The organism is Citromicrobium bathyomarinum, assembly GCF_038594605.1.
GTDB lineage: Bacteria > Pseudomonadota > Alphaproteobacteria > Sphingomonadales > Sphingomonadaceae > Alteriqipengyuania > Alteriqipengyuania bathyomarina_B.
On sequence record NZ_JBCFZM010000001.1, the window covers coordinates 570,328 to 595,477 of the forward strand.

The window sequence follows — 25,150 nt, forward strand, 5'->3', positions numbered from 1 at the left end:
TTGCCCCTCATCCAGGCGCCGCTAGTCGCTGGCGCGACAAGCTATGCCATCCTTCTCCCGAGGGAGAAGGATACGCAGGCTAGCGCGAAGCGCTTAGCCGGAGTTGGATGAGGGGCCAATGCGCCGCTCCAGTTCCACGAGCACGCCATCGGCATTCTCCAACACCTCGTGGTTCCAGAACCGCTCAACCCGGTAGCCTTCGCTCTCCAGCCATAACGTCCGCGCACGGTCGGCTTTCTCGGAATGCTGACCGCCGTCCAGCTCCACCACCAGACGAAATTCGTGGCAGTAGAAATCGACAATGTAGCGCCCCAGCGGCACCTGCCTGCGGAACTTGAGATCGTGGAACCGGCGGTTGCGCAGGCGCGACCACAAGAGCGCTTCCGCATCGGTCGATGTCTTGCGCAGGGTCCGCGCTCGCTGGGTTCGATCCAAGTTCTGTCCCCCCTCATCCACGCGTCGCTAGCCGCTTGCGCGACAAGCTGTGCTATCCTTCTCCCTCGGGGAGAGAGATATAGAGACTTGGCAGCTTGGCTGCCTAGTCGGAGTTGGATGAGGGGCTCAATCCAGGAAAAAATTCCCCACCCCCTGTAAGAAATCCTCCCGCTCGGCGACTAAAGAGGCATGAGCGGGCAACAGGCCAGACTTTACCACCAGGCGGGCGAGCAGTTTGCACCCGCAATCGCGCGGCTTGCGCGGGCGATGGAGCGCGATGCGGACAAGGCGCGCGATCTGGAGCAGGATATCCACCTCGAACTATGGCGCAGCTTCGCGCGGTTCGATGGGAATTGCGCGCTCAAGACGTGGGTCTTCCGGGTCGCGCATAATGTCGCCGCCGACCATGTGGGGCGCAACAGCCGCAAGCCGGCGACGATCGATATCGACGAGATCGAGACGCTGCCCGTGTCGAACAGCGGTGAGAAGGCGGCGGCGGACGCCCATGCCCTCACCCGGCTTCACGCGATCATTCGCACGCTCCCGCTGCTTGACGCGCAGGTCATCCTGCTGTGGCTCGAAGGGCATTCGGGCGCCGAAATCGCGGAGGTAACGGGCCTTTCCAGCGGCGCTGTCGCCACCCGGCTTTCGCGGTTGAGAGACAAGCTTACGGCACAATTCGAATTACCGGAGAACGATCATGGCGAATGATCTCCAGCACATCTGGCGGACCGATGACGCGCCGCGCAGCTTCACCAGACCGGAGGATCTCGTGAAACGCAGTACCCGGTTCGAGCGGACCATTCGTCGTCGCAACTTCATCGAATATGTGGCGGGTGCGTTACTGCTTTGCCTCGAAGTTCCGGCATTCATCATGTTCGTCATGATGGGCGAGCCGCTGATGGCGGGCGCGATGGTGCTGATGCTGCTCGGCACGCTGTGGGTCCTGTGGAACCAGTACACGCGCGCATCGATGCAGCGCCGCCGCCCCGAAGAGGACTGCCGCAGCCACCTCGTCTCGCAATATCGCCGCCAGGCAGACGCGCTGCGCACCGTGCCGATGTGGTATATCGGGCCACTGCTGCCGGGGGTGCTTGGGGTCTACGGCACGGTTGCGTTCAAGGCGATCGGCGAGGTCGATGCATGGGACATCCTCACCGAAATGGGACCGCCCTTTGGCGCGACGCTCGCCTTCTTCGGCTTTGTCATCTGGCTCAACCAGCGGGCTGCGCGCAGCCTGCAGCGCCGGGCCGAAGAGCTGGAGGCGGTGTGAGCCTACTCGCCCCCCACCTTGGTATGGACGTGCAGGCGCCCCTCCAGCGTGCGATGCACGGGGCACTTGTCCGCGATCTCGATCAGCTTGTTGCGTTGCTCGGCGGTGAGATCGTCGCCGAGCAGGGTGATGACGCGGTGGAGCGCCTGGACCTGGCTGTCCTCGCCCTCGCAATGGTCGCAGTCTTCCGCATGATTGCGCTCGTGCGTCACCGCCACCCGCGCGCCCTCGAAGGGCAGGCCCTTGCGCTCGGCATACATCTTCATCGTCATCGCGGTGCAGGTGCCCAGCGCGGCATTGAGCAGGTCGTAGGGCGTCGGGCCGGTATCGTCGCCGCCGTAGGATCTGGGCTCGTCCGCGATGAAGCGGTGCGAGGGCGTGTGCACCTCGGTGCCGAACTTGCCGTGGCCGGTGCACACGACCACGCCCTGTTCGGGCATCGGCCACTCGGACTTCATCGGGATATAGCGCGCACCCCACGCGGCGATCATGTCGGCAATGAAATGCGCGTCTTCGGGCTTGGTCAGCAGGTGGTCCGCTCCGGCAAGGCTGACGAAGCTCTTGGGATGCAACGCCGCATCGAACAACTGGCCTGCATTTTCGATGCCGACGATCTGGTCGGTCGGCGAATGCGCGATCAGGATCGGCAGTTTGAGCCGCGCGACTTCCTCGGGCAGGTCGATCTCGCGGGTCTTGTGGAGGAATTCACGGCTCAGCTGGAATTCGCGCCCGCCGATGGTCACCTCACCCTCTCCGTCGCGCTCGATCGCCGCGAGGTCGCCCTTGATGTTGCCGAGCACATGCGGAACGTCCGCCGGAGCGCCGATGGTGGCAATGGCCGCGACCCGGTCGCGCCCGATCATGTCGGCCGCCGCGAGCACCGCCGCACCGCCCAGACTATGCCCAACCAGCAGGATCTGCCCGCCGAACCGCTCGCACAAATGATTGGCCGAGGCGACGAGATCTTCGACGTCGCTAGCGAACCCTGCCCTGCCGAAATCGCCGCCGCTGCCGCCCAGCCCGGTAAAATCGAACCGCAGCGTTGCGATGCCCTGCCGCGCCAGCGCGCGCGTCACCTCCACCGCCGCGCGGCTTTGCTTGGTGCAGGTGAAGCAATGGGCGAACAGCGCTGCGCCGCGCACCAGCCCGGTCGGCAGCTCCAGCGATCCGGCCAGTTCGTGGCCGCGCGGCGTTTTGATCGTGATCGGTTCGGTCGGCATCGTGGCTCCAGCGGCAAGAGGTCGATCGGCATTCAGGCATTTGGCTGAATGCGAACTATCAATGGGAATCGAAGGGAAGGAATAACATGCAGATGAGAACAACGCGCGCGATGATCATGGGTGCCGCACTGGCATTCGGAACACTCGGCACCGCCCCCGCCGCCGCCCTCGCCTACGCTCAGGAGACCCAGGCCGAAGCGCCGAGCGAGGCGACCAAGTTCGAAGCCCGCGCGGCGGACGTCGTCGCCATGATCAAGGGCGAGAGGCCCGTCGAAGAGGTGATTTCGCCCGAATTCCTCGCCAGCGTCCCGGCAGAGCAATTCGCGCAGATCGGGCAGCAGCTGACGGCGCAGTTCGGTCCGGTGATCGGTGTTGAGGAAGTTCAACCGGTCGAACCAGACCGTGCCATGATCACGCTGCGGTTCGAAAAAGCGACCGTCGGCGGACCCATGAACCTCGAGGCCACCGCGCCCTTTCTCGTCAATGGCCTGCTGCTGAACGATATCAAGCCGGTCGCCGGAGATGCGAACAGCGTTTCGGCGGACATGGAATCGCTTTCGGGCAGCAAGGCGGCCTGGTTCGGCCCGCTCGATGGCGATCCGGTCTTTGCCTATGGCGATCCAGCAAAGCCGTTCGCGATCGGCTCGACTTTCAAGCTTTACGTGCTCGCCGCGCTTGCGCGCGCGGTCGACGAAGGGCGGCTCGCGTGGGACGATGTGGTGGCGCTCGACGCGAAGAGCTTTCCCAGCGGCGTGATGCAGACCTGGCCCGATGGCGCACCGGTGACGTTGCAGACCGCAGCCACGCTGATGATCTCGATCAGCGACAACACCGCCACCGATCTGGTCATGCGCACGCTCGGACGCGAGGCGATCGAGGCGGAAATGCGCGCGAGCGGCCATGGTGATATGGGCAAGACCCTGCCTTTCCTGACTACGCGCGAGATGTTCGTCCTCAAGGCGAGCGACCTCGGCGAAGACTATGCCATGGCCGACGAAGCCGAACGGCGCGCGATGCTGGCAACGCTCGATCTCGGAAGCATCGAGGAGGATCGGGTTCTCCAGACCTTCACCTCGGGCACGCCGGTGCTGATCGAGGATATCGAATGGTTCGCCAGCGTGGCCGACCAGCGGTCGCTGATGCGCGTGCTGGCCGCCTTGCCCGGCGATACCGCGCGCAACATCATGGCGGTCAATCCCGTGTTCGACGAAGAGGAAACCGCGAACTGGGATTATGTCGGTTACAAGGGCGGCTCCGAGGCAGGCGTGCTCAACATGAGCTGGCTGCTGCGCGATCATGCGGGTCGTTGGTACATGCTCGCGATCAGCCAGATGGACCCGGCAAGCGAGGTCGATACCGCGAGCCTGCTGCTGATGGCCAAGCGGATCCTCGCGCTGGCCGAGTGACCTCGCCCCCCTTGCGGGCCGTGGCCTGTCCCCGTAGCAGGCTTTCAAACGAGTTTTGAAAGGTCGGGTATGGAACGCTTCGAAGGCACGCAGGATTACATCGCAACCGACGATCTGAAGGTGGCGGTCAACGCGGCGGTGACGCTGCGCCGCCCGCTGCTGGTCAAGGGTGAGCCCGGCACCGGCAAGACGGTGCTGGCGCACGAGATCGCCAAGGCGGTGAACGCGCCGCTGATCGAGTGGAACGTCAAGTCCACCACCAAGGCACATCAGGGCCTCTATGAATACGATGCGGTCGCGCGCCTGCGCGACGGCCAGCTGGGCGACGAGCGCGTCCACGACATTGGAAACTACATCAAGAAGGGCAAGCTGTGGGAGGCCTTCGAGAGCCCCGAACTGCCCGTGCTGCTGATCGACGAGATCGACAAGGCCGACATCGAGTTCCCCAACGACCTGTTGCAGGAACTCGATCGGATGAGCTTCGACGTTTACGAAACGCAGCAGCGGATCGAGGCGAAGGAACGCCCGATCGTGGTCATCACCTCGAACAACGAGAAGGAACTGCCCGACGCTTTCCTGCGCCGCTGCTTCTTCCACTATATCGCCTTCCCCGACCGCGAGACGATGCGCGAGATCATCGAGGTCCACTTCCCCGGCATCCAGAAGAACCTCGTCAGCAAGGCGATGGAGATCTTCTATGACATCCGCGAAGTGCCCGGCCTCAAGAAAAAGCCCAGCACCAGCGAACTGCTCGACTGGCTCAAGCTCTTGCTGAACGAGGATATGCCGGTCGAGGTCTTGCAGGATGCCAACCCCAACAAGGCGATCCCCCCGCTCCACGGCGCGCTGCTGAAGAACGAACAGGACGTGATGCTGTTCGAACGGCTTGCTTTCATGAGCCGGCGACAACAGTAATGGGAGGTCGGTAGCGGCTTCGACCTGATGCTTTAGCTGGTCAATCAACCATCACTGGCATACGCTCGTCTGATAATCAGGGGGGTGTCTATGTTGCGTTTGACCGGTGTCGCAATCGCGCTTTGTGTGTTCGAAACACCTGCGTTTGCCGAGCCGCAGCTTCTCGATATAGAGCCGGACGCCCATTGGGTACACGAGCCGACCGGCCTTCGCTTGCCACCGAAGATTCGGGATTTCGTCCGTGACCGGATCGCCAGCTATGCTGCTGGCGACAGCAATATCGGGTCGTCCTACTTCTCGCCGGATGACGACGAGGTGCTCTCGGTCTACGTCTATCGGTCGGGCAGCTACGATGTCTCGATGATGGCCGATGCGGCGATCGAAGCCATGTTCACGAACGAGAACCTGGGCACGATCGACGCCGAGAGTGTGCTGTTCGCAACATTCGGTGCGGACGACATCGGCGAGCAGAGCGGCGTTCGGGCCTCCTTCGAAGTCGATGGCCCCTACAGGTCGACGGGTCTGGCGCTGTTCAGGGCAGGCAACTGGCTCATCAAGCTGCGCCTTTCGTCGAAGAGGGTCGACGTGCAAAGTCTCGACGGGCGGTTGGCCCTGCTGGCCTCGGGAATGCCGATCTCGGAGCCGCCCGAGAAGGCTCCACCGGCCTACCGCATCCTCGACTGCAACGATGCGCAAGAGCGTCCCGTTGCTCCGCGGCGGACGCTGGAGATGACCGACTGGGTGATCGCAACGATGGCCGTATCGGTCGCCTACGACGAGAGTATCGACGAGGGCATGCCTTCAGAGACCCAGCAGGGTCCTGCGCCATCGAAGCTGTGCCGCGATCGCGCATCTCGGGGTGGACGGATGTTCTATCGCGATGGAGACAGCAAAATGCCCCGGGCGATCGTTTTCGGGGATTCCGGCACGGTGAGCTACGTTGGGCAAACGGGCTTTTCTCTCTCCGAAGGCGAGGAGCCGCCGATCATCCTTTCGCTCGCCAATGGAATGCGAACACAGCTCTACGAGGGGTTCGACATGGTGCCGGGGTTCGATCAGATGCTATCGGTCCTGAGCAACGAGCCGATACGGGCCGTTGTCGAGCGCACCGAGGATGGTGGTACGAATATCATCCTGCCATCGGATAGCTAAGACCTCCCGCCCTCACCTCACCGGGAAGCAGTCCGTCCCCGCTTGCCTGAGCGCACCACACGTGGCTTTGGCGCCCGGCCCGGTCACCCGGAGCCGGTAATACTGGCGCGAATTGACCACTGCCGGAATGATCGCCTTGTCGAACCTCTCCAGCTCGGGATGGCGGGCGCTGACCCGCGTCCAATAGGCTTCGGCCTCCGCCACGCTGCGCGGCGCGGCGAGCTGGATCGTCTGCCCGCGGGGTGGTGTGCGGGTCTGTGCAAGCAGATCGATCGGCGGCGCGGAGGTCTCAGCCACTGCGGCGATGGCGGGACGGGACTGCTCGGCAGGTGCGGGGCTCGCCTCTGCCAGACGGGGCTGCTGCTCATCAAAGTCGCGCGTGTCGTCCCGCAGCGCGTCGAGATCCGCCAGACGCGGCTCGGGGCGCTGGATCAGGTGGCCCCGCTCGCCGGGCGTCGGCATGTGCATCGCAAGCGCCATCTGCCGCGCCTGCCACTCCGATCCCAGCGCCTGGTCGACGACGACCACGGTGGTCGCACCCATTTCGGTAATGCCGTAAAGTTCGCGCGCGAACGCCTTGGGCAGGCGGATGCAGCCGTGCGACGCGGGGTAGCCGGGCAGCTTGCCCGCATGGATCGCGATTCCGCCCCAGGTCAGCCGCTGCATGTGCGGCATGGGCGCGTTGGAATAGATGTTCGAACGGTGGTGGACCCGCTTCTGCAGGATCGGGAAGACACCCGCTGGCGTGTCCTTCCCGGGCTTGCCGGTCGAAACGGGCGATGTGTCCCACAACTCGCCGTTGCGATAGACGTACATCTGCTGCGAGCCCTTGCTGATCACCACCAGCGTGCCCGAGCGCAGGACCTGGTCGACCGACGGCGGCATGCCCGCAGTGGGCTTGGCGACCTTCCTGGTCGCCGGGGGCGAAGGCGGAACCTGCTGCACGACCGGGTTCGAGACATAGGTGATGTCGCGCGGCGCACTTTCCGCGCTTCCCGCCTGCAGGATATTGCCCGACGAGGTTACGAAAAAGAAAGCCGCGCACAGGACGGTGGCGATGCCGAAAAAGGTAAAGAGCCCCTTAACCATGTTCCGAGATGTGCACAGCGAGGCGATTCGATTCAACGCCATTTGTCGAAAGTCGCACGATATTCGCGGAATCTTCGCGCTTCAGGCCCGGCGCAAGACCATTAAATCTCGACGGCGAACGATTGAATCCATTCCACAATTCTCGTCATGTGTTGCACAAAGCCAACCCGGTTCAAGAACTCGCATCGCAGCCTCGCGAAGGCGCGCAATTGACCGGAACCGCCTTTGTGGCGCACCGGCCAGACACCTGTTAGACCGCCGCCCAAGTTTGACCTGTCCGCAGTTCGGGAGAGACCCTCGGTGTTTTTCAATTTCGTAGACGAGCTGCGCGCGGCCGGCATATCCGCCAGCCTGAAGGAGCACCTCACGCTTCTCGAAGCGCTCGACAAGGACGTCATCGAGCAGACGCCCGAGGCGTTCTACTACCTCGCGCGCGCGACCTTCGTGAAGGACGAGGGGCTGCTCGACCGGTTCGACCAGGTGTTCTCGAAGGTCTTCAAGGGGATCATGACCGACTACGGCCAGGAACAGGTCGACATCCCCGAAGACTGGCTGAAAGCCGTCGCCGAGAAATTCCTGACCGAAGAGGAAATGGCAGAGATCGAGAAAATGGGCTCGTGGGACGAGCTGATGGACACGCTCAAGAAGCGGCTCGAGGAACAGAAGGAACGCCACGAGGGCGGCAACAAGTGGATCGGCACGGGCGGCACCTCGCCCTTCGGCCACTCCGGCTATCACCCCGAAGGCGTGCGGATCGGCGGGGAGAGCAAGAACAAGCGCGCGGTGAAGGTGTGGGAAAAGCGCGAGTTCAAGAATCTCGACAACACCAAGGAACTGGGCACCCGCAACATCAAGATGGCGCTGCGTCGCCTGCGCCGCTTCGCGCGCGAAGGTGCGGCGGACGAGCTCGATATCGACCGCACCATTCGCGGCACCGCCAAGCAGGGCTGGCTCGACATCCACATGCGCCCCGAACGCCGCAATGCGGTGAAACTGCTGCTGTTCCTCGACGTCGGCGGCTCGATGGACCCGTTCATCAAGACCACCGAAGAGCTGTTCAGCGCGGCCACATCCGAGTTCAAGAACCTCGAATTCTTCTACTTCCACAACTGCCTCTACGAAGGCGTGTGGAAGGATAACCGCCGCCGTTGGCAGGAGCGCACGAAGACCTGGGATATCCTCCACAAGTACGGGCACGACTACAAGGTGGTGTTCGTCGGCGATGCCGCGATGAGCCCCTACGAGATCACGCATCCCGGTGGCTCGGTCGAGCATATGAACGAGGAATCCGGCGCGACATGGATGCAACGGATGACCAACACCTACCCCGCAACCGTGTGGCTCAACCCCATTCCCGAACGCCAGTGGAACTACTCCCAGTCGACCTCGATCATGAAGCAGCTGGTCAATGACCGCATGTATCCCCTGACGCTCGACGGGCTTGACGACGCGATGCGCGAGTTGAGCCGCAAGCACGGCTAGGGTATATCTGCGGCCGGAGGAGATTGATCATGCGTGTCGCCATCCTGCTTGCCGCCCCCTTCGCGATGGGCTTCGGCCCGGCCCAAGAGACCGAGACTGAGGCTCCGGCTGAGCCCGCCCCCGCCGTTGCCGCAGCCGCTCCCGAAGTCGCTCCCGCCCTGCCCCTTACCATGCCCGGTTATAGTCGCCCCGCCCCGCTGGCGACTGGCGACCTGGACGATTTTCTTCGCCGCAAGACCTGCCGCGACACGATCGAGCATGCGCGCGAGGAGAACGGGCAGCCTCCACTCGACCAGCGCGACGGCCCTGCCGACGGGGCGCCCGAAGTGATGCTCTACAAGGCGGTCGATCATCACGTCGATGGCTGCGATGTGCTGGTGATGGCAGGCAACCCCGATGATATTCGCCCGGTGCCCGAAGGTGGCCAGGTGAGGGTTATTCGCTCTACGTCCACCCCCGAAGCCGCACCCGCGCGCTGACAGCGATTTTCTGAACGGGTCACGGGCGGATGGAAGGAACCAGCGAGGCTTTTCTCTATCTCGCCGTCCTCACCTCGATCATTTTCGGCCTCGCTATCCAGCAGGTCCTGCTCGGCTATCGCGACCTGATCCTGACGCGCACGCGCAACCGGCTGTTCGCGCCGGTCCTCACCTGGTCGGTGCTGATCCTGCTGATCGTCGCGCAGAACTGGTGGGAGAGCTTCGGCCTCGCCGGTCGCAGCGACTGGAACTTCGTCGCCTTCGGGATGATCCTGCTGCAGGCGCTGATCATCTACATGCTCGCCGCGGTCATCTTCCCGCGAACCGAGGGCAGCGACCCCATCGACCTGAAGGATCACTATTTCCGCGAGCGCCGCGCAATCTACGGCATTGCGATTGCTTACGTGGTGTCGAGTCCGCTGCGCGCGCTAATCGTCGACGGGGCGATCCTGCCCGCGCTCGATCTCGCCTATCACGGCCTGTTCCTCGCGATCTTCGTCATGCTGGCGATTGTCGCGCGGACGGTGGTCCACCAGCTCTTCGTCCCGGCGCTGCTCGCAGGATTTATCGGCTATATCGCCTTGATGACCCCGGTGCTGGCGGGTGGGTGAACCGTTCGGCGCGAGCCGCTTCCAGCAGATACGCGCGCGCCTGGAGGCCTTCGACCCGGGCTCGGGCTGGCGGTTGTGGCTCTACGAATTCCTGCTGTTCGGCGTCAAGCAAGGCTGGGCGTGCCTGTTCGGCGGGCTGCTGCTCGCGCTGCTGCTCGCGACGCATCTATTCTACCCCGATGATGCTGCCCTCGCCCGTTACGATTTCCTGACGCTGGCCGCGCTCGCGATCCAGGTCGGGATGCTCGCCTTCCGGCTCGAGACGTGGGACGAGGCGAAGGTCATCCTGATCTTCCATGTCGTCGGCACGGTGATGGAGATCTTCAAGACCTATGCCGGATCTTGGGTCTACCCGGAGGAAGCGCTGCTTCGTATCGCCGGTGTGCCACTGTTTTCGGGCTTCATGTATGCCGCCGTCGGCAGCTATGTCGCGCGTGTCTGGCGCATTTTCGATTTCCGCTACACTGGCTATCCGCCGCGCTGGACGACCTGGCTGCTCGCGGCGGGCATTTACGCCAACTTCTTCCTCCACCATTTTTGGATCGATCTGCGCTGGCCGCTCTTCGCGGCGACCGCGCTCATCTTCCTTCGCACCCGCGTCTATTTTTGCAATTTTCGCATGCACCGCTGGATGCCGCTGCTGCTCGGCTTTGGGCTGGTCGCGCTGTTCATCTGGTTCGCGGAGAACATCGCGACCTTCGCCAATGCGTGGACCTATCCGGGGCAGGAATTGGCGTGGAAGCCCGTGTCGCTTGCCAAGTACGGCAGCTGGTACCTGCTGATGATCATCAGTTTCGTGCTCGTCGCACTGGTTCAGCCGATCCGCGAGCCCGACTAATACAGCAGGTGCGGCGCGATCTGGTCGCGCCACTCGGTTTCGTCATTGGTCGCCATGCGGTCGAGGTCGACCGGTAAGGCGGACGGATCGTCGACCCATTCGCGCAAGGCCGGGCCGCCGTTGATGACGTCGATCGCTAAGCGGTCCAGCTCGTATTCGTAGGGAAAGTCACGCCACAGGTCGTAGTCGGGATAGAGTCGGCGGATCGCCTTAAAGGCGAGCGCCTGCAGCCGCCAGGGACGGAATTGCGCGTGATCGTAGAACGGGCCCTCGGCATGGATCATCAGGCCGTTGCACAGCTGCCCGGCGTGCTTGTGGAAGGTCGGCTCGAACCAGCATTCGCGCAAGGCGCAGCCCTTCATCCAGTTGGGCGCGATTCGCTGCATTTCCGCGAGCACCGCCTTGGCGTCGATATCGGGCGCGCCGAACAGAACTTCGAGCGGGCGCGTGGTGCCGCGCCCTTCGGAAACGGTTGCGCCCTCGATCATCACCGTGCCCGCATAGGCACGCGCCATGTTGACGTTGGCGGCGTTGGGCGACGGGTTGATCCAGATTCGATCGGTCGGCCAGCCATGGCCCGGCCCATCGGGCTCCCAACCCTCCATTTCGATCACGCGGTAATCGACGTCGAGACCGAAGTGATCGATGAACCAGTGCCCCATCTCGCCCAGGGTCAGGCCGTGGCGCATGGGCATGGGGCCTGCCCCGACGAAGCTTTCCTGCCCCGGCACCAGCAGCGTGCCTTCGACCGGGCGTCCGGCAGGATTGGGCCGGTCGAGCACCCACACGGCCTTGCCATGCTTCGCGCCCTCTTCCAGCAGGTAGAGCAGCGTGGTGACGAAGGTGTAGATGCGGCAGCCCAGATCCTGCAGGTCGAAGAGAAAAACATCGGCGCTCGACATCATCTGCCCGGTCGGGCGGCGCACCTCGCCATAAAGGCTGAACACGGGGATGCCGTAGGTGGGGTCGGTCTCGTCCGCCGTTTCCACCATATTGTCCTGCTTGTCGCCCTTCAGGCCGTGCTGCGGCCCGAACGCGGATGTGACGTTTACTCCCGCCGCGACCAGTGCATCGAGGCTGTGCCGGAGATTCTCGGTGACCGATGCCGGATGGGCAACCAGTGCGACTCTTTTGCCTTCGAGAGGCTTGCGTAGGTCCGGCTCGGACAAGAGCCGGTCGATACCGAATTTCATGCGTGCTGAAGGGCCTGCTTGGGTTGTGCGGTCTGGGGCTTGCCGAAATGGATGGCGAAACTCATCGGATCGTGGAAGTCGGGCTCGTCACGGCGATGCGCCAGCGACCACAGCGATTGATGCTCGCCCTCTTCCTCGATCACCGCGCATAGCGAAGCGGATTTCACTCCGTCCAGCAGCCGTGCGGGGAGACGGACTGTCGCCGTGATGACCTGAGGGCCGCGCTGAAAATCGATCTTCGGCGCGACTTCGGGCACGTAATCGCCGATCAGCTTGCGGTAGGAGGCGAATTCGAAGGCCGCCCAGTCGCCTGCCGGGGCGAAATTGAATTCACGATAGCGGCCGCCATGGTCGTAGAGGAAGAACTCGAGGCAGGTCCGCCGCCACAGGTCTTCCTGGCTGCGATGGGCATATCCGCGCGGCACGACCACCTTGCTGGCCTGGTTGATACGATAGCGCAGCAACAGCTCGCCACCCATCAGGCGCATCATGGTGACCGAGATAGCGCTGACCTCCAGCGGAGGTGTGGTTGGATGCGGCTTCAACCTGTACGTTTGCATTTGCGACCCCCCATGCTAGCGGGCGCGGTCTTTCCCCCGGAGGAACGCGTGCCCGAATATCGATCCGAACTCTTGAACGTGCTCGATAAGAGACACTATACGCACCAAATCACGGATGCGGAAAGACTTGATTTTCTGGCGTCCCAGAATGTGATTTCGGGTTATGTCGGATTCGATCCGACCGCACCGTCGCTCCACATCGGCTCGCTCGTGCAGATCATGCTGCTTCGCCGTCTCCAGCAGACCGGGCACAAGCCGATCGTGGTGATGGGCGGCGGCACCGGCAAGGTGGGCGATCCGTCGGGTCGCGATGAATCGCGCCAATTGCTGACCGACGAGGTGATTGCGACGAATATCGCCTCGCAGCGCCCGGTATTCGAGCGGCTGCTGACCTTCGGGGACGGACCGACCGATGCGGTGATGGTCAACAACGCCGAATGGCTGAGCGGCCTCGGTTATCTCGATCTCTTGCGCGAGGTCGGCCCCCATTTCACGATCAACCGCATGCTGACCTTCGAATCGGTCAAGTCGCGGCTCGACCGCGAACAGCCGCTGACCTTCCTCGAATTCAACTACATGATCCTGCAGGCTTACGATTTCCGTGAGCTGGCGGAGCGCTATGGCTGTCGCCTGCAGATGGGCGGCAGCGACCAGTGGGGCAATATCGTCAACGGGATCGAGCTGACCCGGCGAACAGGCGGGCCCGAACTCTACGGCTACACCACGCCTCTGCTGACCACCGCCGACGGCAAGAAGATGGGCAAGACCGCGAGCGGCGCGGTCTGGCTCAACGAAGATCTGCTCCCGGCCTACGATTTCTGGCAGTACTGGCGCAATGTCGACGATCGCGATGTGGGCCGCTTCCTGCGCCTCTTCACCGATATCGATCTCGCCGAGATCGAGCGGCTGGAGAAGCTCGAAGGCGGCGAGATCAACGACGCGAAAATCGCGCTGGCCAATGCGGTGACTGCGCTGGTGCGCGGAGAAGACGCCGCCGCGAACGCCGAGTCGACCGCGCGCGAAACCTTTGCCGGTGGCGCGGGCGGCGATCTGCCGGTGCTCAATGTCGGCGACGGCATGCCGCTGCCCGCCGCGCTTACCGCGATCGGGTTCACCGCGTCCAACAAGGAAGCCAAGCGCAAGATTGCGGAAGGCGCGGTGAAGCTCGACGACGAGGCACTAAGCGATCCGGGCATGGTGTTAACCGTGGACGAGGGCGCGCAGCGGCGGCTTTCGCTCGGGCGCAAGAAGCACGGCATCGTCACGCGTTAAGCCTCTCATTTAACAAGCTTTCGTCCCAATACAGGACAAGGCGGCTTAACCGAAATTCAGGCTTTGCTCGTCATAAGGTATATCCTTGGCAGAGGCCATTACGGCCCCCGGAGGACTATGACTTTGGCTTCGCATCTCAGTGTGACCGACCAGCGCGCCGCCATCCGGCATCCGGTCGACTACCAGGTTATCGCCGAGTATTTCGGTCGCGGGGATATCGCGTTCCACGTCAGCAACGTGTCCGCCAACGGCTTCATGATCGACAATGCGAGCGGCGGATCACGCGGCGACCGTGTGATCGTGAGCTTCCCGGTCATCGGCCGGATCGAGGCCTATCTGATCTGGACCAAGGATAACCGCGCGGGCTTCCAGTTCGAACGGATCATCCGGGTGGACGACTTCCTCGAGATGATCGACCAGTTGCAGCCCAACCCGCGCCTGCGCCGCCGCCACTGAAGCATGCGCGGATAAAGCCGCGCTTGCACCCACCCCTTCCAGAAATTGCTTTTGTCGTCGCGGGCCGCCTGTCATGGCAACGGGCGTGACATCTTCAGACGCGCCCGCCGACAGCACCCCCGACACTTCGCCGCTGCGAATCCATAATTTCCGCGCCTATCTGGTCGCGCGGTTCTCCATGATCGTCGGCCAGTACGCGATGATGCTGATCATCGGCTGGCAGACCTACACCATCGCGCGCGGCAATGGCCTGAATGCGTTCGAGGCGTCGGGCCAGCTCGCGCTCATCGGGCTGCTGCAGTTCCTGCCGCTGTTCGTGCTCTCGCCCTTCTCCGGCCTCGCGGCGGACCGCTTTAACCGCAAGACCGTGTCGCGGCTGACCATCGGCCTGCAGTTCCTTGGCGCAGCCTACCTCGCATGGACGACCTATACCGGGCATATCGACCTGCTATCGCTGTTCTCGGTCGCGGTGCTGCTGGGCGTGGTCCGTGCGTTCAACGGCCCTGCGCTGTCCGCCCTCGCCCCCAACCTCGTCCCCAAGGCGATCCTGCCCAACGCCATCGCGTTGTCGTCCATCGCATGGCAGACCGGGATGATCGTTGGCCCGGCAGTAGGCGGCTATGCCTACGACGCGATGCCCGCCTTGCCCTATGCCATCGCCAGCGGTCTGTTCCTCGTCTCGATCATCGCGATCAGCACCATCGGCAAGGTGCCCCGGTCCCCCATTACCGGCGCGCAGCGCCCGATCGGTCAGGTGATCGACGGGTGGAAATACGTGCTGCACAACAAGATGGTGCTCGGCGCCATCACGCTCGACCTGATGGCGGTGTTCCTGGCCGGAGCGACCGCGCTGTTCCCACCCTTTGCCTACGACATCCTGAAGGTGGGCGAGACCGGCCTCGCCCAGCTCGCCGCCGCGCCCGCCATCGGCGCGGCGGTGACCGCGCTGTGGTTCAGCTTCCGCCCCTTGAGGACCAATGTCGGGCCCAAGATGCTGTGGGCGGTCGCGGCCTTCGGCGTCGCCACCATCGTCTTCGGTTTCTCGCGCTTCATGCCGCTCAGCCTCGCGATGCTGGTGATCGTGGGCGCGGCGGACATGTTCAGCGTCTATATCCGCCAGTCGCTCATTCAGCTGCATACGCCCGACGACAAGCGCGGCCGCGTGTCCTCCGCCAGCCTGCTGACGATCAGCGCATCGAACGAGGGCGGCGATGCCTTCTCGGGCTTCCTCGCAAGCGTCATCGGCCCGGCGGGCGCAGTGATCTTCGGCGGGGTCGGCGCGATCGTGACCGTGGCGATGTGGAGCAGAATCTTCCCCGTTCTGCGCCACACCCGGACCTTCGACCCGCCCGCATCGTTACAAGAAGAAACCCCCGAACAGACCTTGCAGGAGAAGATCCCATGAAAGCCGACTCGATCCTCGAAACCATTGGCAACACGCCGCATATCCGCCTCTCGCGCCTGTTCCCCGACCACGACGTGTGGGTGAAGAGCGAACGCGCGAACCCCGGCGGCTCGATCAAGGACCGGATCGCGCTCGCCATGGTCGAAGATGCGGAGAAGGCCGGCAAGCTCAAGCCCGGCGGCACGATCATCGAGCCCACCAGCGGCAATACCGGCATCGGCCTCGCGATGGTCGCCGCGGTCAAGGGCTACAAGCTGGTGCTGGTCATGCCCGAGAGCATGAGCCTCGAACGCCGCCGCCTGATGCTCGCCTATGGCGCCACCTTCGACCTCACGCCCAAGGAGGGCGGCATGAAGGGCGCCATCAGCCGTGCTCAGGAACTGGTCGAGCAGGACTCCAGCGCCTGGATGCCGAGCCAGTTCGACAACGAGAGCAACTGGCAGGTCCACGTGCGCACCACCGCCAAGGAAATCCTCGGCGATTTCACCGACCGCCCGGTCGATGCGCTGATTACCGGTGTCGGCACCGGCGGCCACCTGACCGGCTGCGCCGAAGAGCTGAAGCGTCACTGGCCCGAGATGAAGGCATGGGCGGTCGAGCCCGCAGGCTCGCCCGTCATCGGTGGTGGCGAGCCCGGCCCGCACCCGATCCAAGGCATCGGCGCGGGCTTCGTGCCAGAGAACCTGCACACCCAGTCGATCGACGGCGCGATTCAGGTCGATCCCGAAGACGCCAAGGAAATGGCGCGGCGCGCGGCAAGCGAGGAAGGCATGCTGGTCGGTATCTCGAGCGGCGCGACGCTGGCCGCGATCGCGAAGAAACTGACCGACCTCGCCGCAGGCTCGCGCGTGCTCGGCTTCAACTACGATACGGGCGAGCGGTATCTGTCGGTGCCGGACTTCCTGCCCGAGGCGTGAAGCTTCCTCCCTCCCCCGCGCGGGGAAGGGTCGGGGTGGGGGCGTTCAGCAGTAACTGCCGGCGCCGCACACCCACCCCCAATCCCGATACCCGCCCCCGCAAAAGCGGGGGTCAAGGGAGGGGGGGGTTTTTCAGCCACCCCTTCCGATCACGAGCCGCAAGGGCCCGTCGAAGAACGGTTGCCTGCGCAGATACCCGTATTTCTCGTCCCACCTGCCGCTTTCCAGATCGGCGGACAGGGCCGCTTCGAAGCGTTCCACGGCTCCGCTGGGCACCAAGCTCCAGCTGGAACAGGCTAACCGCGCGTTTCTGTCGAGGAATGCCTCGGGTCGCCCATAATACGCCTCGTTGAACCCGTCCCGGCAATCGAGCGGAGCGGGCACCTGCTCCACCACCACCTTCCCCCTAAACGCGGCTGCGATGCGCTCCAGCGACGGAAAACGGCTTGCCTCGATCTCCCGCACTTCGGGGATGTAGTCGGCCAACCAGTAATCCATCATCGCCGCCGGGTCGCACACCAGCAAGACGACTGGCCCGCGTGTGACGCGCCGCATTTCGGCAATCCCCGCTTCGAGGTCGAACCATTGATGCACGGTCACCGACGCCATCGACGCATCGAAGCTGGCGTCTTCGAACGGCAGGTCTTCGGCGACTGCGTCGATCGCCCGGGTGAGGTGGGCTGGACGCTGCGCTCGCATCGAAGCCGAGGGTTCGACGGCGGTCACCTCGCAATGGACGGGCTCGTAGGAACCCGCGCCCGCACCGACGTTGAGCACGGTCTTCGCGTCCCCCAACGCGCGATGGATTTGCGCTTCGATCACGGGATCGGGCTGGCGGTAGCGGCTGTAGGTGCCGCCGATTGCGCCGTAATCGACGTCTCCCGCGCTGCCGTCGCTTCGACGTTCACCGCTCATGGCTCACCACCCTGCCCGCATAACCCTCGGCTCCGTTTTTCCTACTCGAACCGCCGCTGCTAGCTTCACATCGGCTCTTTGAACCCTGATTATAGCGAAAAACGCGGGATGCCCTAAGTGAAGGGCACCCCGCGTCTGTACTTCATAAACTAAGTCCCAGCGTGACCCTGCGACTCGGGCTTCAGGCCGCCGTGGCAAAGGCCTCTTCGCCCAGCGCCATCAGCGAGTCGCTGCCCGCCTCGATCTTGCGACGCAGCGCGCCCGCATCGGGCACGAAGCGATCCGCGAAGTAGCGCGCGGTGGCGATCTTGGCCTCGTAGAAAGCCTTGTCGTCGGTGTCTTCGGCCAGCGCGGCCTTGGCGACGCGCGCCATCTTGACCCACATCAGCATCAGGCAGGTAATGCCCATAATGTGCATGTAGTGATGCGCGCCCGAACCAAGGTGGTTGGGGTTCTGCATCGCGTTCTGCATGAACCACATGGTCGCGGCCTGCTGTTCACCGACGGCCTTTTCGAGCGCTTCGGCCAGCTCGGCCATGCCCTCTTCTTCCTTGGCTGCGGCGACTTCCTCGCCCACCATCTTGAAGAACGACTGAACCGCACGGCCACCATGCTGGGCCAACTTGCGACCGCACAGGTCCATCGCCTGCACGCCGTTGGTGCCTTCGTAGATCATCGCGATGCGCGAATCGCGCACGAACTGCTCCATGCCCCACTCGGCGATGTAGCCGTGGCCGCCGTAAACCTGCTGCATGTTGTTGGCGACGTCGTAACCCTTGTCGGTGCCGTAGCCCTTGATGACCGGGGTCATCAGCCCGACCAGATCGTCTGCGAGTTGCTTCTCGTCCTCGTCCTGCAGCGCGTGGCTGAGGTCCTGCTGCAGTGCGGTCCACAGCGCGAAAGCGCGCATGCCTTCGTTGAAGGCCTTGGCGTCCATCAGCATGCGGCGAACATCAGGGTGGACGAAGATCGGATCGGCCTTCTCCTCGGGCTCGGCCGGGCCGGTCAGCGCGCGGCCCTGACGGCGGTCGAGCGCGTAGGTGACCGCGTTCTGGTAGGAAACTTCGGCCTGGCTGAGGCCCTGGATGCCCACGCCAAGGCGCGCGGCATTCATCATGATGAACATCGCGGCGAGGCCCTTGTTCTCCTCGCCGACCATCCAGCCCTTCGCATCGTCGTAGTTCATGACGCAGGTCGAGTTGCCGTGGATGCCCATCTTGTGTTCGATGGAGCCGCACATGACGCCGTTGCGCTCACCGATCGAGCCGTCGTCGTTGACGAGGAACTTGGGCACCACGAACAGCGAAATGCCCTTCGAGCTGTCGGGCGCGCCCGGCGTCTTGGCCAGCACGAGGTGAATGATGTTCTCGGCCATGTCGTGTTCGCCGGCGGAGATAAAGATCTTGGTGCCGGTGATCGCATAGCTACCATCGGCCTGCGGTTCGGCCTTGGTGCGGATCAGGCCAAGGTCCGTTCCGCAATGCGGCTCGGTCAGGTTCATCGTGCCGGTCCATTCGCACGTGACCATCTTGGGCAGGTACTTTTCCTTCTGCTCCTGGCTGCCCTTTGCGATCAGTGCCGAGATCGCGCCGTTGGTGAGGCCGGGATACATGCCGAAGGACTGGTTGGAGGAACTGATCATCTCCTCCATCGCGAAGGCGACGACATGCGGCAGGCCCTGCCCGCCGAACTCTTCCGGCATCGAAAGCGTACCCCAGCCCGCCTCACGGAACTGGTCGAAGGCGTCCTTGAAGCCGGTCGGCGTGGTCACCGAGCCGTCTTCGTGCCGGGTGCAGCCTTCCTGGTCGCCGATCTGGTTGAGGGGCTGGAGAACTTCGGCGGTGAACTTGCCCGCCTCGTCGATGATCGAGGTCACCATGTCGGTGCTTGCGTTCTCGAAGCCGGGCAGATTGCTGTAGCTTTCAAGCTCCAGCATCTCGTTGATGATGAAGCGGAAGTCGCGGGTGGGGGCGGTATAGCTCGGCATCGGACGGTCCTTTGCGTCAGGTTCGTAAGGGGATGTTTCGGGGAATGTCTATTGAGAGAACGATCGGCAGCGCGTTGCGTTCAATCCTGGTCGACCCGGTCGACGTGATTGATGAACTCTGTCAGCTCGGTGATCGAGGAATCGATATCGTCACGCTGCTGTTTCAGCTTGGCGACATGCGCGCGGCACCGCTCCAGCGTCACGCGGCGCTGTTCCACGCGGCCGTCGCCCAGATCGTAGAGGTCGATCATTTCCTTGATCTCGCCCAGACTGAAACCGACGTTCTTGGCGCGCATGATCCACGCAAGACGCGCGCGGTCGCGCTTGGAATAGATGCGGGTCAGGCCGTTCCGGGTCGGCGCGATCAGCCCCTCGTCCTCGTAAAAACGCAAGGCACGCGCCGTGCAGTCGAACTCGGCGGTCAGATCGGAGATCGAATAGGTCTCCCGATCCTGCGCGTCGGGGCGGTCGAGATGCGCTCCTGCGCCGCGATAGGAGCTTTTGACGGTGGCTTCGCTCATGGGGCTCTTATAGTCCCCTTTACGTAAAGGTCAATCGTCGATCGGCGCAAGTCGGCCATTCGTGTCGAGCTTGCGGTAGAAACAGCTGCGCGCACCGGTGTGACAGGCGGGGCCTGCGGGCTGCGCAACAATGACCAATGCGTCCTGATCGCAATCGACGCGAATCTCCTGCACCCTCAGCACGTTGCCGCTGGTCTTCCCCTTGCACCACAAGGTGCCCCGGGAACGGGAATGGAAATGCGCGAGGCCCGTTTCGCGAGTGGCCGTCAGCGCCTCCTGGTCGAGGTGCGCGACCATCAGAATTTCGCGCGTCTGCGCATCGACGACGACGCCGGTCAGCAGTCCGTCCGGGCCGAACTTCGGCATGAACTGGCTCCCGGTTTCGCGAAGATCGGTATCGATGGCGCTCATGGCTTTGCGCTCCTTTCAGATTGTCATCCGTCAGTGACCATATTGTTGCCAAAGCACAACAGTCTCAGGCCATTCCTTTCAATTTCACAACGAGAGCGTTGCAAGGAGCCATCCAATTGGAAAGACTGCGTGTTGTGGCCGGTAACGGTCACCCTTCAAGGCCGAGGCGCCACACAGACGCGCCGGGTTCAGGGGGTAGCATCGCTGGATGGGGGTTTTCCCGCGATGCTAAGACGAGGGTTTTGGGTTGCCGAGTGGCCTTTCGGGGGAATGGCCGGGCACTCCATCAAAATTTCGTCACGCGGCGCCCGGGATCGTTGAGGTCCCGGGCGTTTCGCGTTCTAGCACCCTGCCCTCCCGCACACCTTCCCTGACTCTGGCGAAACACGCGATTCGCACGCTGCGTGCTCCTGCGTCCAGCAGCGCCCGGGTACAGGCCGCGCTGGTGGCGCCGCTGGTCAGCACATCGTCGACCAGGATCACGTCGCGGCCCTGCACCGCGGCGGCGCCCTTCCGGCTTGTCACGATGCTCGCACGCATCATCCGGGCCCGCTCGGCCCGGCCCAATCCACCCAGCATCGGCGTCGAGCGGGTGCGCTTGAGCGCGTCGACCGCCACCGCGTGGCCGGTATGCCCCGCGACCGCACGCGCGAGCAGTGCCGCCTGGTTGAAGCCGCGCGCCCACAGCCGCGTGCGATGCAGCGGCACCGGCACCAGCAGCGCATTGGCAGGAGCTGCCGCCAACCGCCCTGCCATCAACCGCCCCATCAGTTTCGCAAGGCCGATACGCCTGCCATGCTTGAACCGCAGGACGAGTTGGCGCGCGCTTTCATTATACATTGCCGCAGCCGCTACCCCCGCATGGTCCGGCGGGAAGGAAAGGCACGCGCCGCACACGCTTTCTTGCGCCGCCGACGGCAAGGGAATCTGGCAACGGGTACAGGAGGGTTCGCCGGGCAGTTCCAGCTCGCTCCAGCAATTCGCGCAGAGCCCCGGCCCGCTTGCGATCCCCTCGCCGCATAAGGGGCAGCGGGGCGGATAAACGAAGTCCACCAGCGGGCCGACCGCACGGGAAAGAACGCTTGCGGGCATCTTGGGCTATGCTGCCCAGATGCGCCCATGTAGGCAAGCGCCATGGCCGAGCGCAGCATCCCCCGTATCTTCAGCCGCCAGCGTCGCATCGCGCGCGCCCTGAGGCACCACAATCTCGCAGGCACCGACGCCAAGGCCGATCCGGCGGAGCAATTCCTCCGCGCCCAGGCGGCGGAGGACATCCTCGAACGGCTCGACTTCATGCGTTTCGAGCCCTGCCCCGCCCTCCTGATCGGCGACCGGCCCGGCTTTCTCGGCGGACCGCTCATCCGAGACCGAGGTTTCGGCGTTTGGGATGGCGGGCCGGACACCATCGACGAGGAGACTCCGCACGGAGACGCAGCCTTCGGTCTCATCGTCAGCCTGTTCACGCTCGACACCGTGAACGACCTGCCCGGCGCGCTGCTTCACTATCGCAATGCCCTGACCCAAGACGGGCTGTTCATCGCCCAGTTCACCGGTGCCGGCAGCCTGCCCGCCTTGCGCGGGATCATCCAGGCGGCCGATGGCGAGACCCCGCACGCGCGCATCCATCCTCAGATCGACCGGCCTGGCGCCAGCGGCCTGATGAGCCGCGCGGGATTCGCCAAGCACGTGGTCGACAGCCACACGCTCACCGTCCGCTATTCCAGCCTCGACACCTTGGTCGCAGACCTCAGAGCGCAGGGCCTGGGCAGCGTGCTCGCCGATGCGCCGCCGCCGCTCACCCGCGCAGGCCGCGCCCGCGCCCGGGCCGCCTTCGACACCTTGCGCGAGGATGACGGCAAGGTGAGCGAGACCTTCGAAATCCTCAGCCTGACGGGCTGGCGCTAACCCTTCCCCGAAGCCTAAGCCTTGAGAGCAGCCTGGGCCGCCGCGAGCCGCGCGATCGGGACACGGAAGGGCGAGGCGCTGACATAGTCGAGGCCCACCTGCTCGCAGAAAGCGATGCTCGCCGGATCGCCGCCATGCTCGCCGCAGATGCCCAGCTTGAGCTTGGGATCGGTCTTGCGACCGCGCTCCGCCGCCAGTTCGACGAGCTGGCCCACACCATCCACATCAAGGCTGACGAAAGGATCGCGCGCGAAGATGCCGCGGTCCACGTAGGTGCCGAGGAACCGGCTCGCGTCGTCGCGGCTCACGCCCAGCGTCGTTTGGGTCAGGTCGTTGGTGCCGAAGCTGAAGAAGCGCGCTTCCTCTGCAATCTCGCCCGCCATCAGCGCGGCGCGCGGCAGTTCGATCATCGTGCCGACGAGGTATTCAACCCGCGTGCCGGTTTCCGCGAACACTTCTTCGGCCACCCGATCGACCAGCGCGCGCAGGATTTCCAGCTCGCGCCGCGTGGCGACCAGCGGGATCATTACTTCGGGAAGCGGTGCCTCGCCGGTTCTCTCCTTCACAGCGCACACCGCCTCGAATATCGCGCGCGCCTGCATTTCGTAGATTTCGGGATAGGTTATGCCGAGGCGGCACCCGCGATGGCCGAGCATCGGGTTGAATTCGTGCAGCTCCGCGATCCGCCGTTTGAGCTGTTCCGCCCCCACACCGGTCGCCGCCGCGATATCGTCGATATCGCTGTCTTCGGAGGGCAGGAATTCGTGCAGCGGCGGGTCGAGCAGGCGGATCGTGCACGGCAGGCCCGCCATCACCTCGAAGATCGCTTCGAAATCGCTGCGCTGTTCGGGCAGCAGCTTGGTGAGCGCGGCGCGGCGGCCATCCTCACGTTCGGCAAGGATCATCTCGCGCACCGCCATGATGCGGTCGGCGTCGAAGAACATATGTTCGGTCCGGCACAGGCCGATGCCTTCCGCGCCGAAGCTGCGTGCGGTCTTGCAGTCCTCGGGCGTTTCGGCGTTGGTCCGCACGCCCATCCGGCGCGCTTCGTCGGCCCACTCCATAACCTTGGCGAAATCGCCGGCCAGTTCGGGCTCGATCGTGTCGACCTGGCCGCGCATGACCTGCCCGTTGCCACCGTCGAGCGTCACGACATCGCCCTCTGCCAGCTCGGCCGAGCCGATCCTGAGGGTGCGCGCCTTGCGGTCGATCGAAACGCCGCTCGCGCCCGAAACGCAGGGACGGCCCATGCCGCGCGCGACCACCGCCGCGTGGCTCGTCATCCCGCCGCGCGCGGTCAGGATGCCCTTGGCCGCATGCATGCCGTGGATGTCTTCGGGCGAGGTTTCGACGCGCACGAGGATCACCGCATCGCCACGATTGGCCCACAACTCGGCAGTATCCGCGTCGAGCGCGATCTTGCCCGAAGCCGCGCCCGGCGATGCAGGGAGGCCCTTGGTCAGAATATCGCGCGCGGCATCGGGGTCGAGCGTCGGGTGGAGCAGCTGATCGAGCGCCATCGGATCGATCCGCAGCACCGCCGTCTTGCGGTCGATAAGCCCCTCGCTTTCCATCTCCACCGCCATCTTGAGCGCGGCCTTTGCGGTGCGCTTGCCGGTGCGGGTCTGGAGCAGGAACAGCTGGCCCTGCTGCACCGTGAACTCGATATCCTGCATATCCTTGTAGTGCTTTTCGAGCAGGTCGAACACGCGGGCGAGCTCTTCGTAAGCCGCGGGCATGGCCTCTTCCATGCTCGGCTTGTCGGCCCCGGCTTCCTCGCGCCGCGCCTTGGTGAGGTATTGCGGCGTGCGGATGCCCGCGACTACGTCCTCACCCTGCGCGTTCACCAGCCATTCGCCGTAGTAGTACTTCTCGCCGGTCGAAGGGTCGCGGGTGAAGGCGACGCCGGTCGCGCTGTCGTCACCCATGTTGCCGAACACCATCGCCTGCACGTTCACTGCTGTGCCGAGGTCGTGCGGAATGTCATTCAACCGGCGATAGATCTTCGCCCGCTCGCTATCCCAGCTGTCGAACACTGCGCGGATCGCGCCCCAGAGCTGCGTGTCCACATCCTGCGGGAAAGGCTTGTCCTGTTCGTTCGCGACGATCTTCAGATATTCGCGCGTTAGCTCTTCCCAGTGCGAGGCTTCCATCTCGGTATCCGAGTAGAAGCCATTATCCTCGCGCATGATCTCCAGCGCTTCTTCGAACAGGCCGTGATCGATGCCGAGCACGACGTCCGAATACATCTGGATGAACCGGCGGTAGCTGTCCCACGCGAAGCGCGCGTCGCCGCTGGTCTCAGCCAGCCCCTTCACCGTCTCGTCGTTGAGGCCGAGGTTGAGGACCGTGTCCATCATCCCGGGCATCGAGATCGCCGCGCCCGAACGGACCGAAACCAGCAGCGGGTCCGCCGCATCGCCCAGTTTCTTGCCGACCGTCTGCTCCACATGCGCGACACCCTTGGCCACCGCATCGTGCAGCTCGGCGGGAAAGTCGCCGCCCAGATCGAGATAGCGCAGGCATTCCTCGGTGGTGATCGTGAAGCCGGGAGGCACCGGCAGGCCGATACTCGCCATTTCGGCAAGGTTGGCACCCTTGCCACCGGTGATGGTCTTGTCCTTCTGGCGCGCATCCGAATGATCCGCGTTGCCGCCGAAGTGGTAGACTGTCTGGGTCATTTCGATCCTATCCCGGTAACTGCTGAC

At 64.1% G+C, this 25,150-nt stretch carries 25 protein-coding genes and 1 pseudogene; 14 read left to right on the top strand and 12 right to left on the bottom strand.

Annotation, left to right across the window (positions count from 1 at the left end):
- Window positions 1-93 precede the first annotated feature (93 nt).
- Window positions 94-435, bottom strand: a complete 342-nt coding sequence (locus AAG612_RS02755) for an endonuclease domain-containing protein (RefSeq protein WP_342507044.1) — start codon at window positions 433-435, stop codon at window positions 94-96.
- A 189-nt stretch (window positions 436-624) separates the two neighbouring features.
- Here AAG612_RS02755 and AAG612_RS02760 point away from each other — a divergent pair, with 189 nt between their 5' ends.
- Both AAG612_RS02760 and AAG612_RS02765 read left to right on the top strand, forming a co-directional pair.
- On the top strand, window positions 625-1,146 hold the full coding sequence (locus tag AAG612_RS02760; protein ID WP_342507046.1) for an RNA polymerase sigma factor: 522 nt from the start codon (window positions 625-627) through the stop codon (window positions 1,144-1,146).
- Window positions 1,136-1,708, top strand: coding sequence for a hypothetical protein (locus tag AAG612_RS02765; RefSeq protein WP_342507047.1), 573 nt, complete (start codon window positions 1,136-1,138; stop codon window positions 1,706-1,708). The genes AAG612_RS02760 and AAG612_RS02765 overlap by 11 nt, the downstream gene beginning before the upstream one ends.
- 2 nt (window positions 1,709-1,710) lie before the next feature.
- On the opposite strand, the gene AAG612_RS02770 is transcribed toward AAG612_RS02765, so the two are convergent.
- Window positions 1,711-2,928, bottom strand: coding sequence for a bifunctional alpha/beta hydrolase/OsmC family protein (locus AAG612_RS02770; RefSeq protein ID WP_342507048.1), 1,218 nt, complete (start codon window positions 2,926-2,928; stop codon window positions 1,711-1,713).
- A gap of 86 nt (window positions 2,929-3,014) precedes the next feature.
- Between AAG612_RS02770 and AAG612_RS02775 the strand changes: the two genes are divergently transcribed.
- From AAG612_RS02775 to AAG612_RS02785, 3 genes are all read left to right on the top strand, one after another.
- A complete protein-coding gene (locus tag AAG612_RS02775) occupies window positions 3,015-4,334 on the top strand; it encodes a serine hydrolase (RefSeq protein ID WP_342507049.1) in 1,320 nt (439 codons plus the stop codon).
- Between the two features lie 69 nt (window positions 4,335-4,403).
- Entirely contained in the window at window positions 4,404-5,249 is an 846-nt protein-coding gene (locus AAG612_RS02780; protein ID WP_342507051.1) for an AAA family ATPase, read from the top strand.
- Between the two features lie 90 nt (window positions 5,250-5,339).
- The gene (locus tag AAG612_RS02785) at window positions 5,340-6,401 is read left to right on the top strand and encodes a hypothetical protein (RefSeq protein ID WP_342507052.1); all 1,062 of its coding nucleotides are present in this window, start codon (window positions 5,340-5,342) and stop codon (window positions 6,399-6,401) included.
- Window positions 6,402-6,413: 12 nt separating this feature from the next.
- Here the strand turns inward: AAG612_RS02785 and AAG612_RS02790 are convergent, their stop codons facing one another.
- Complete coding sequence (locus AAG612_RS02790; protein ID WP_342507053.1) at window positions 6,414-7,490, bottom strand: L,D-transpeptidase family protein; 1,077 nt, start codon at window positions 7,488-7,490, stop codon at window positions 6,414-6,416.
- Window positions 7,491-7,790: 300 nt separating this feature from the next.
- Here AAG612_RS02790 and AAG612_RS02795 point away from each other — a divergent pair, with 300 nt between their 5' ends.
- The 4 genes from AAG612_RS02795 to AAG612_RS02810 are packed head-to-tail and all read left to right on the top strand — an operon-like array spanning window position 7,791 to window position 10,900.
- Window positions 7,791-8,972 carry a vWA domain-containing protein gene (locus AAG612_RS02795; RefSeq protein WP_342507054.1) on the top strand — a complete coding sequence of 394 codons (1,182 nt, stop codon included), beginning with the start codon at window positions 7,791-7,793 and terminating at the stop codon, window positions 8,970-8,972.
- Window positions 8,973-9,001: 29 nt separating this feature from the next.
- On the top strand, window positions 9,002-9,451 hold the full coding sequence (locus tag AAG612_RS02800; RefSeq protein WP_342507055.1) for a hypothetical protein: 450 nt from the start codon (window positions 9,002-9,004) through the stop codon (window positions 9,449-9,451).
- A gap of 29 nt (window positions 9,452-9,480) precedes the next feature.
- Entirely contained in the window at window positions 9,481-10,062 is a 582-nt protein-coding gene (locus AAG612_RS02805) for a hypothetical protein (RefSeq protein ID WP_342507056.1), read from the top strand.
- Window positions 10,055-10,900: a DUF817 domain-containing protein gene (locus tag AAG612_RS02810; protein ID WP_342507057.1), complete on the top strand. Its 846-nt coding sequence runs from the start codon at window positions 10,055-10,057 to the stop codon at window positions 10,898-10,900. Before AAG612_RS02805 ends, AAG612_RS02810 begins: the two co-directional genes overlap by 8 nt.
- On the opposite strand, the gene AAG612_RS02815 is transcribed toward AAG612_RS02810, so the two are convergent.
- Both AAG612_RS02815 and AAG612_RS02820 read right to left on the bottom strand, forming a co-directional pair.
- A complete protein-coding gene (locus AAG612_RS02815; protein WP_342507058.1) occupies window positions 10,897-12,093 on the bottom strand; it encodes an exo-beta-N-acetylmuramidase NamZ family protein in 1,197 nt (398 codons plus the stop codon). The two genes, AAG612_RS02810 and AAG612_RS02815, sit on opposite strands and share 4 nt — an antisense overlap.
- Window positions 12,090-12,638, bottom strand: a complete 549-nt coding sequence (locus AAG612_RS02820) for a DOMON domain-containing protein (protein WP_342507059.1) — start codon at window positions 12,636-12,638, stop codon at window positions 12,090-12,092. Before AAG612_RS02820 ends, AAG612_RS02815 begins: the two co-directional genes overlap by 4 nt.
- 63 nt (window positions 12,639-12,701) lie before the next feature.
- On the opposite strand from AAG612_RS02820, the gene tyrS reads away from it, so the two are divergent.
- From tyrS to cysK, 4 genes are all read left to right on the top strand, one after another.
- On the top strand, window positions 12,702-13,925 hold the full coding sequence (gene tyrS, locus AAG612_RS02825; RefSeq protein ID WP_342507060.1) for a tyrosine--tRNA ligase: 1,224 nt from the start codon (window positions 12,702-12,704) through the stop codon (window positions 13,923-13,925).
- Window positions 13,926-14,042: 117 nt separating this feature from the next.
- Window positions 14,043-14,381 (top strand): PilZ domain-containing protein, encoded by a 339-nt coding sequence (locus AAG612_RS02830; protein WP_342507061.1) that lies wholly within the window; start codon window positions 14,043-14,045, stop codon window positions 14,379-14,381.
- Between the two features lie 73 nt (window positions 14,382-14,454).
- A complete protein-coding gene (locus AAG612_RS02835; RefSeq protein ID WP_342507062.1) occupies window positions 14,455-15,786 on the top strand; it encodes an MFS transporter in 1,332 nt (443 codons plus the stop codon).
- Window positions 15,783-16,703, top strand: coding sequence for a cysteine synthase A (gene cysK / locus AAG612_RS02840; protein ID WP_342507063.1), 921 nt, complete (start codon window positions 15,783-15,785; stop codon window positions 16,701-16,703). The genes AAG612_RS02835 and cysK overlap by 4 nt, the downstream gene beginning before the upstream one ends.
- A 132-nt stretch (window positions 16,704-16,835) precedes the next feature.
- Here cysK and AAG612_RS02845 read toward each other — a convergent pair whose 3' ends face one another.
- The 6 genes and pseudogenes from AAG612_RS02845 to AAG612_RS02870 all read right to left on the bottom strand — a co-directional run.
- Window positions 16,836-17,618 (bottom strand): class I SAM-dependent methyltransferase, encoded by a 783-nt coding sequence (locus AAG612_RS02845; RefSeq protein ID WP_342507064.1) that lies wholly within the window; start codon window positions 17,616-17,618, stop codon window positions 16,836-16,838.
- Between the two features lie 181 nt (window positions 17,619-17,799).
- Entirely contained in the window at window positions 17,800-19,605 is a 1,806-nt protein-coding gene (locus AAG612_RS02850) for an acyl-CoA dehydrogenase C-terminal domain-containing protein (RefSeq protein ID WP_342507066.1), read from the bottom strand.
- Window positions 19,606-19,685: 80 nt separating this feature from the next.
- On the bottom strand, window positions 19,686-20,126 hold the full coding sequence (locus tag AAG612_RS02855) for a MerR family transcriptional regulator (RefSeq protein ID WP_342507067.1): 441 nt from the start codon (window positions 20,124-20,126) through the stop codon (window positions 19,686-19,688).
- Window positions 20,127-20,156: 30 nt separating this feature from the next.
- On the bottom strand, window positions 20,157-20,537 hold the full coding sequence (gene hisI, locus AAG612_RS02860; protein ID WP_342507069.1) for a phosphoribosyl-AMP cyclohydrolase: 381 nt from the start codon (window positions 20,535-20,537) through the stop codon (window positions 20,157-20,159).
- A 297-nt stretch (window positions 20,538-20,834) separates the two neighbouring features.
- Window positions 20,835-21,377 (bottom strand): ComF family protein, encoded by a 543-nt coding sequence (locus AAG612_RS02865; RefSeq protein WP_342508585.1) that lies wholly within the window; start codon window positions 21,375-21,377, stop codon window positions 20,835-20,837.
- A 51-nt stretch (window positions 21,378-21,428) separates the two neighbouring features.
- A pseudogene (locus AAG612_RS02870) lies at window positions 21,429-21,629 on the bottom strand (double zinc ribbon domain-containing protein); the annotation flags it as partial.
- 42 nt (window positions 21,630-21,671) lie between these two features.
- Here AAG612_RS02870 and AAG612_RS02875 point away from each other — a divergent pair.
- Window positions 21,672-22,442 (top strand): hypothetical protein, encoded by a 771-nt coding sequence (locus AAG612_RS02875; RefSeq protein WP_342507072.1) that lies wholly within the window; start codon window positions 21,672-21,674, stop codon window positions 22,440-22,442.
- Window positions 22,443-22,456: 14 nt separating this feature from the next.
- On the opposite strand, the gene ppdK is transcribed toward AAG612_RS02875, so the two are convergent.
- Window positions 22,457-25,123, bottom strand: coding sequence for a pyruvate, phosphate dikinase (ppdK, locus tag AAG612_RS02880; RefSeq protein WP_342507073.1), 2,667 nt, complete (start codon window positions 25,121-25,123; stop codon window positions 22,457-22,459).
- Window positions 25,124-25,150 lie beyond the last annotated feature (27 nt).

Excerpts from the sequence above, each read along its gene's own strand:
- AAG612_RS02760 (WP_342507046.1), top strand. The coding sequence starts at position 625 with ATGAGCGGGCAACAGGCCAGACTTTACCACCAGGCGGGCGAGCAGTTT.
- AAG612_RS02765 (WP_342507047.1), top strand. The coding sequence starts at position 1,136 with ATGGCGAATGATCTCCAGCACATCTGGCGGACCGATGACGCGCCGCGC.
- AAG612_RS02770 (WP_342507048.1), bottom strand. The coding sequence starts at position 2,928 with ATGCCGACCGAACCGATCACGATCAAAACGCCGCGCGGCCACGAACTG.
- AAG612_RS02775 (WP_342507049.1), top strand. The coding sequence starts at position 3,015 with ATGCAGATGAGAACAACGCGCGCGATGATCATGGGTGCCGCACTGGCA.
- AAG612_RS02780 (WP_342507051.1), top strand. The coding sequence starts at position 4,404 with ATGGAACGCTTCGAAGGCACGCAGGATTACATCGCAACCGACGATCTG.
- AAG612_RS02785 (WP_342507052.1), top strand. The coding sequence starts at position 5,340 with ATGTTGCGTTTGACCGGTGTCGCAATCGCGCTTTGTGTGTTCGAAACA.
- AAG612_RS02790 (WP_342507053.1), bottom strand. The coding sequence starts at position 7,490 with ATGGTTAAGGGGCTCTTTACCTTTTTCGGCATCGCCACCGTCCTGTGC.
- AAG612_RS02800 (WP_342507055.1), top strand. The coding sequence starts at position 9,002 with ATGCGTGTCGCCATCCTGCTTGCCGCCCCCTTCGCGATGGGCTTCGGC.
- AAG612_RS02805 (WP_342507056.1), top strand. The coding sequence starts at position 9,481 with ATGGAAGGAACCAGCGAGGCTTTTCTCTATCTCGCCGTCCTCACCTCG.
- AAG612_RS02815 (WP_342507058.1), bottom strand. The coding sequence starts at position 12,093 with ATGAAATTCGGTATCGACCGGCTCTTGTCCGAGCCGGACCTACGCAAG.
- AAG612_RS02830 (WP_342507061.1), top strand. The coding sequence starts at position 14,043 with ATGACTTTGGCTTCGCATCTCAGTGTGACCGACCAGCGCGCCGCCATC.
- AAG612_RS02835 (WP_342507062.1), top strand. The coding sequence starts at position 14,455 with ATGGCAACGGGCGTGACATCTTCAGACGCGCCCGCCGACAGCACCCCC.
- cysK (WP_342507063.1), top strand. The coding sequence starts at position 15,783 with ATGAAAGCCGACTCGATCCTCGAAACCATTGGCAACACGCCGCATATC.
- AAG612_RS02845 (WP_342507064.1), bottom strand. The coding sequence starts at position 17,618 with ATGAGCGGTGAACGTCGAAGCGACGGCAGCGCGGGAGACGTCGATTAC.
- AAG612_RS02850 (WP_342507066.1), bottom strand. The coding sequence starts at position 19,605 with ATGCCGAGCTATACCGCCCCCACCCGCGACTTCCGCTTCATCATCAAC.
- AAG612_RS02855 (WP_342507067.1), bottom strand. The coding sequence starts at position 20,126 with ATGAGCGAAGCCACCGTCAAAAGCTCCTATCGCGGCGCAGGAGCGCAT.
- hisI (WP_342507069.1), bottom strand. The coding sequence starts at position 20,537 with ATGAGCGCCATCGATACCGATCTTCGCGAAACCGGGAGCCAGTTCATG.
- AAG612_RS02865 (WP_342508585.1), bottom strand. The coding sequence starts at position 21,377 with ATGTATAATGAAAGCGCGCGCCAACTCGTCCTGCGGTTCAAGCATGGC.
- AAG612_RS02875 (WP_342507072.1), top strand. The coding sequence starts at position 21,672 with ATGGCCGAGCGCAGCATCCCCCGTATCTTCAGCCGCCAGCGTCGCATC.
- ppdK (WP_342507073.1), bottom strand. The coding sequence starts at position 25,123 with ATGACCCAGACAGTCTACCACTTCGGCGGCAACGCGGATCATTCGGAT.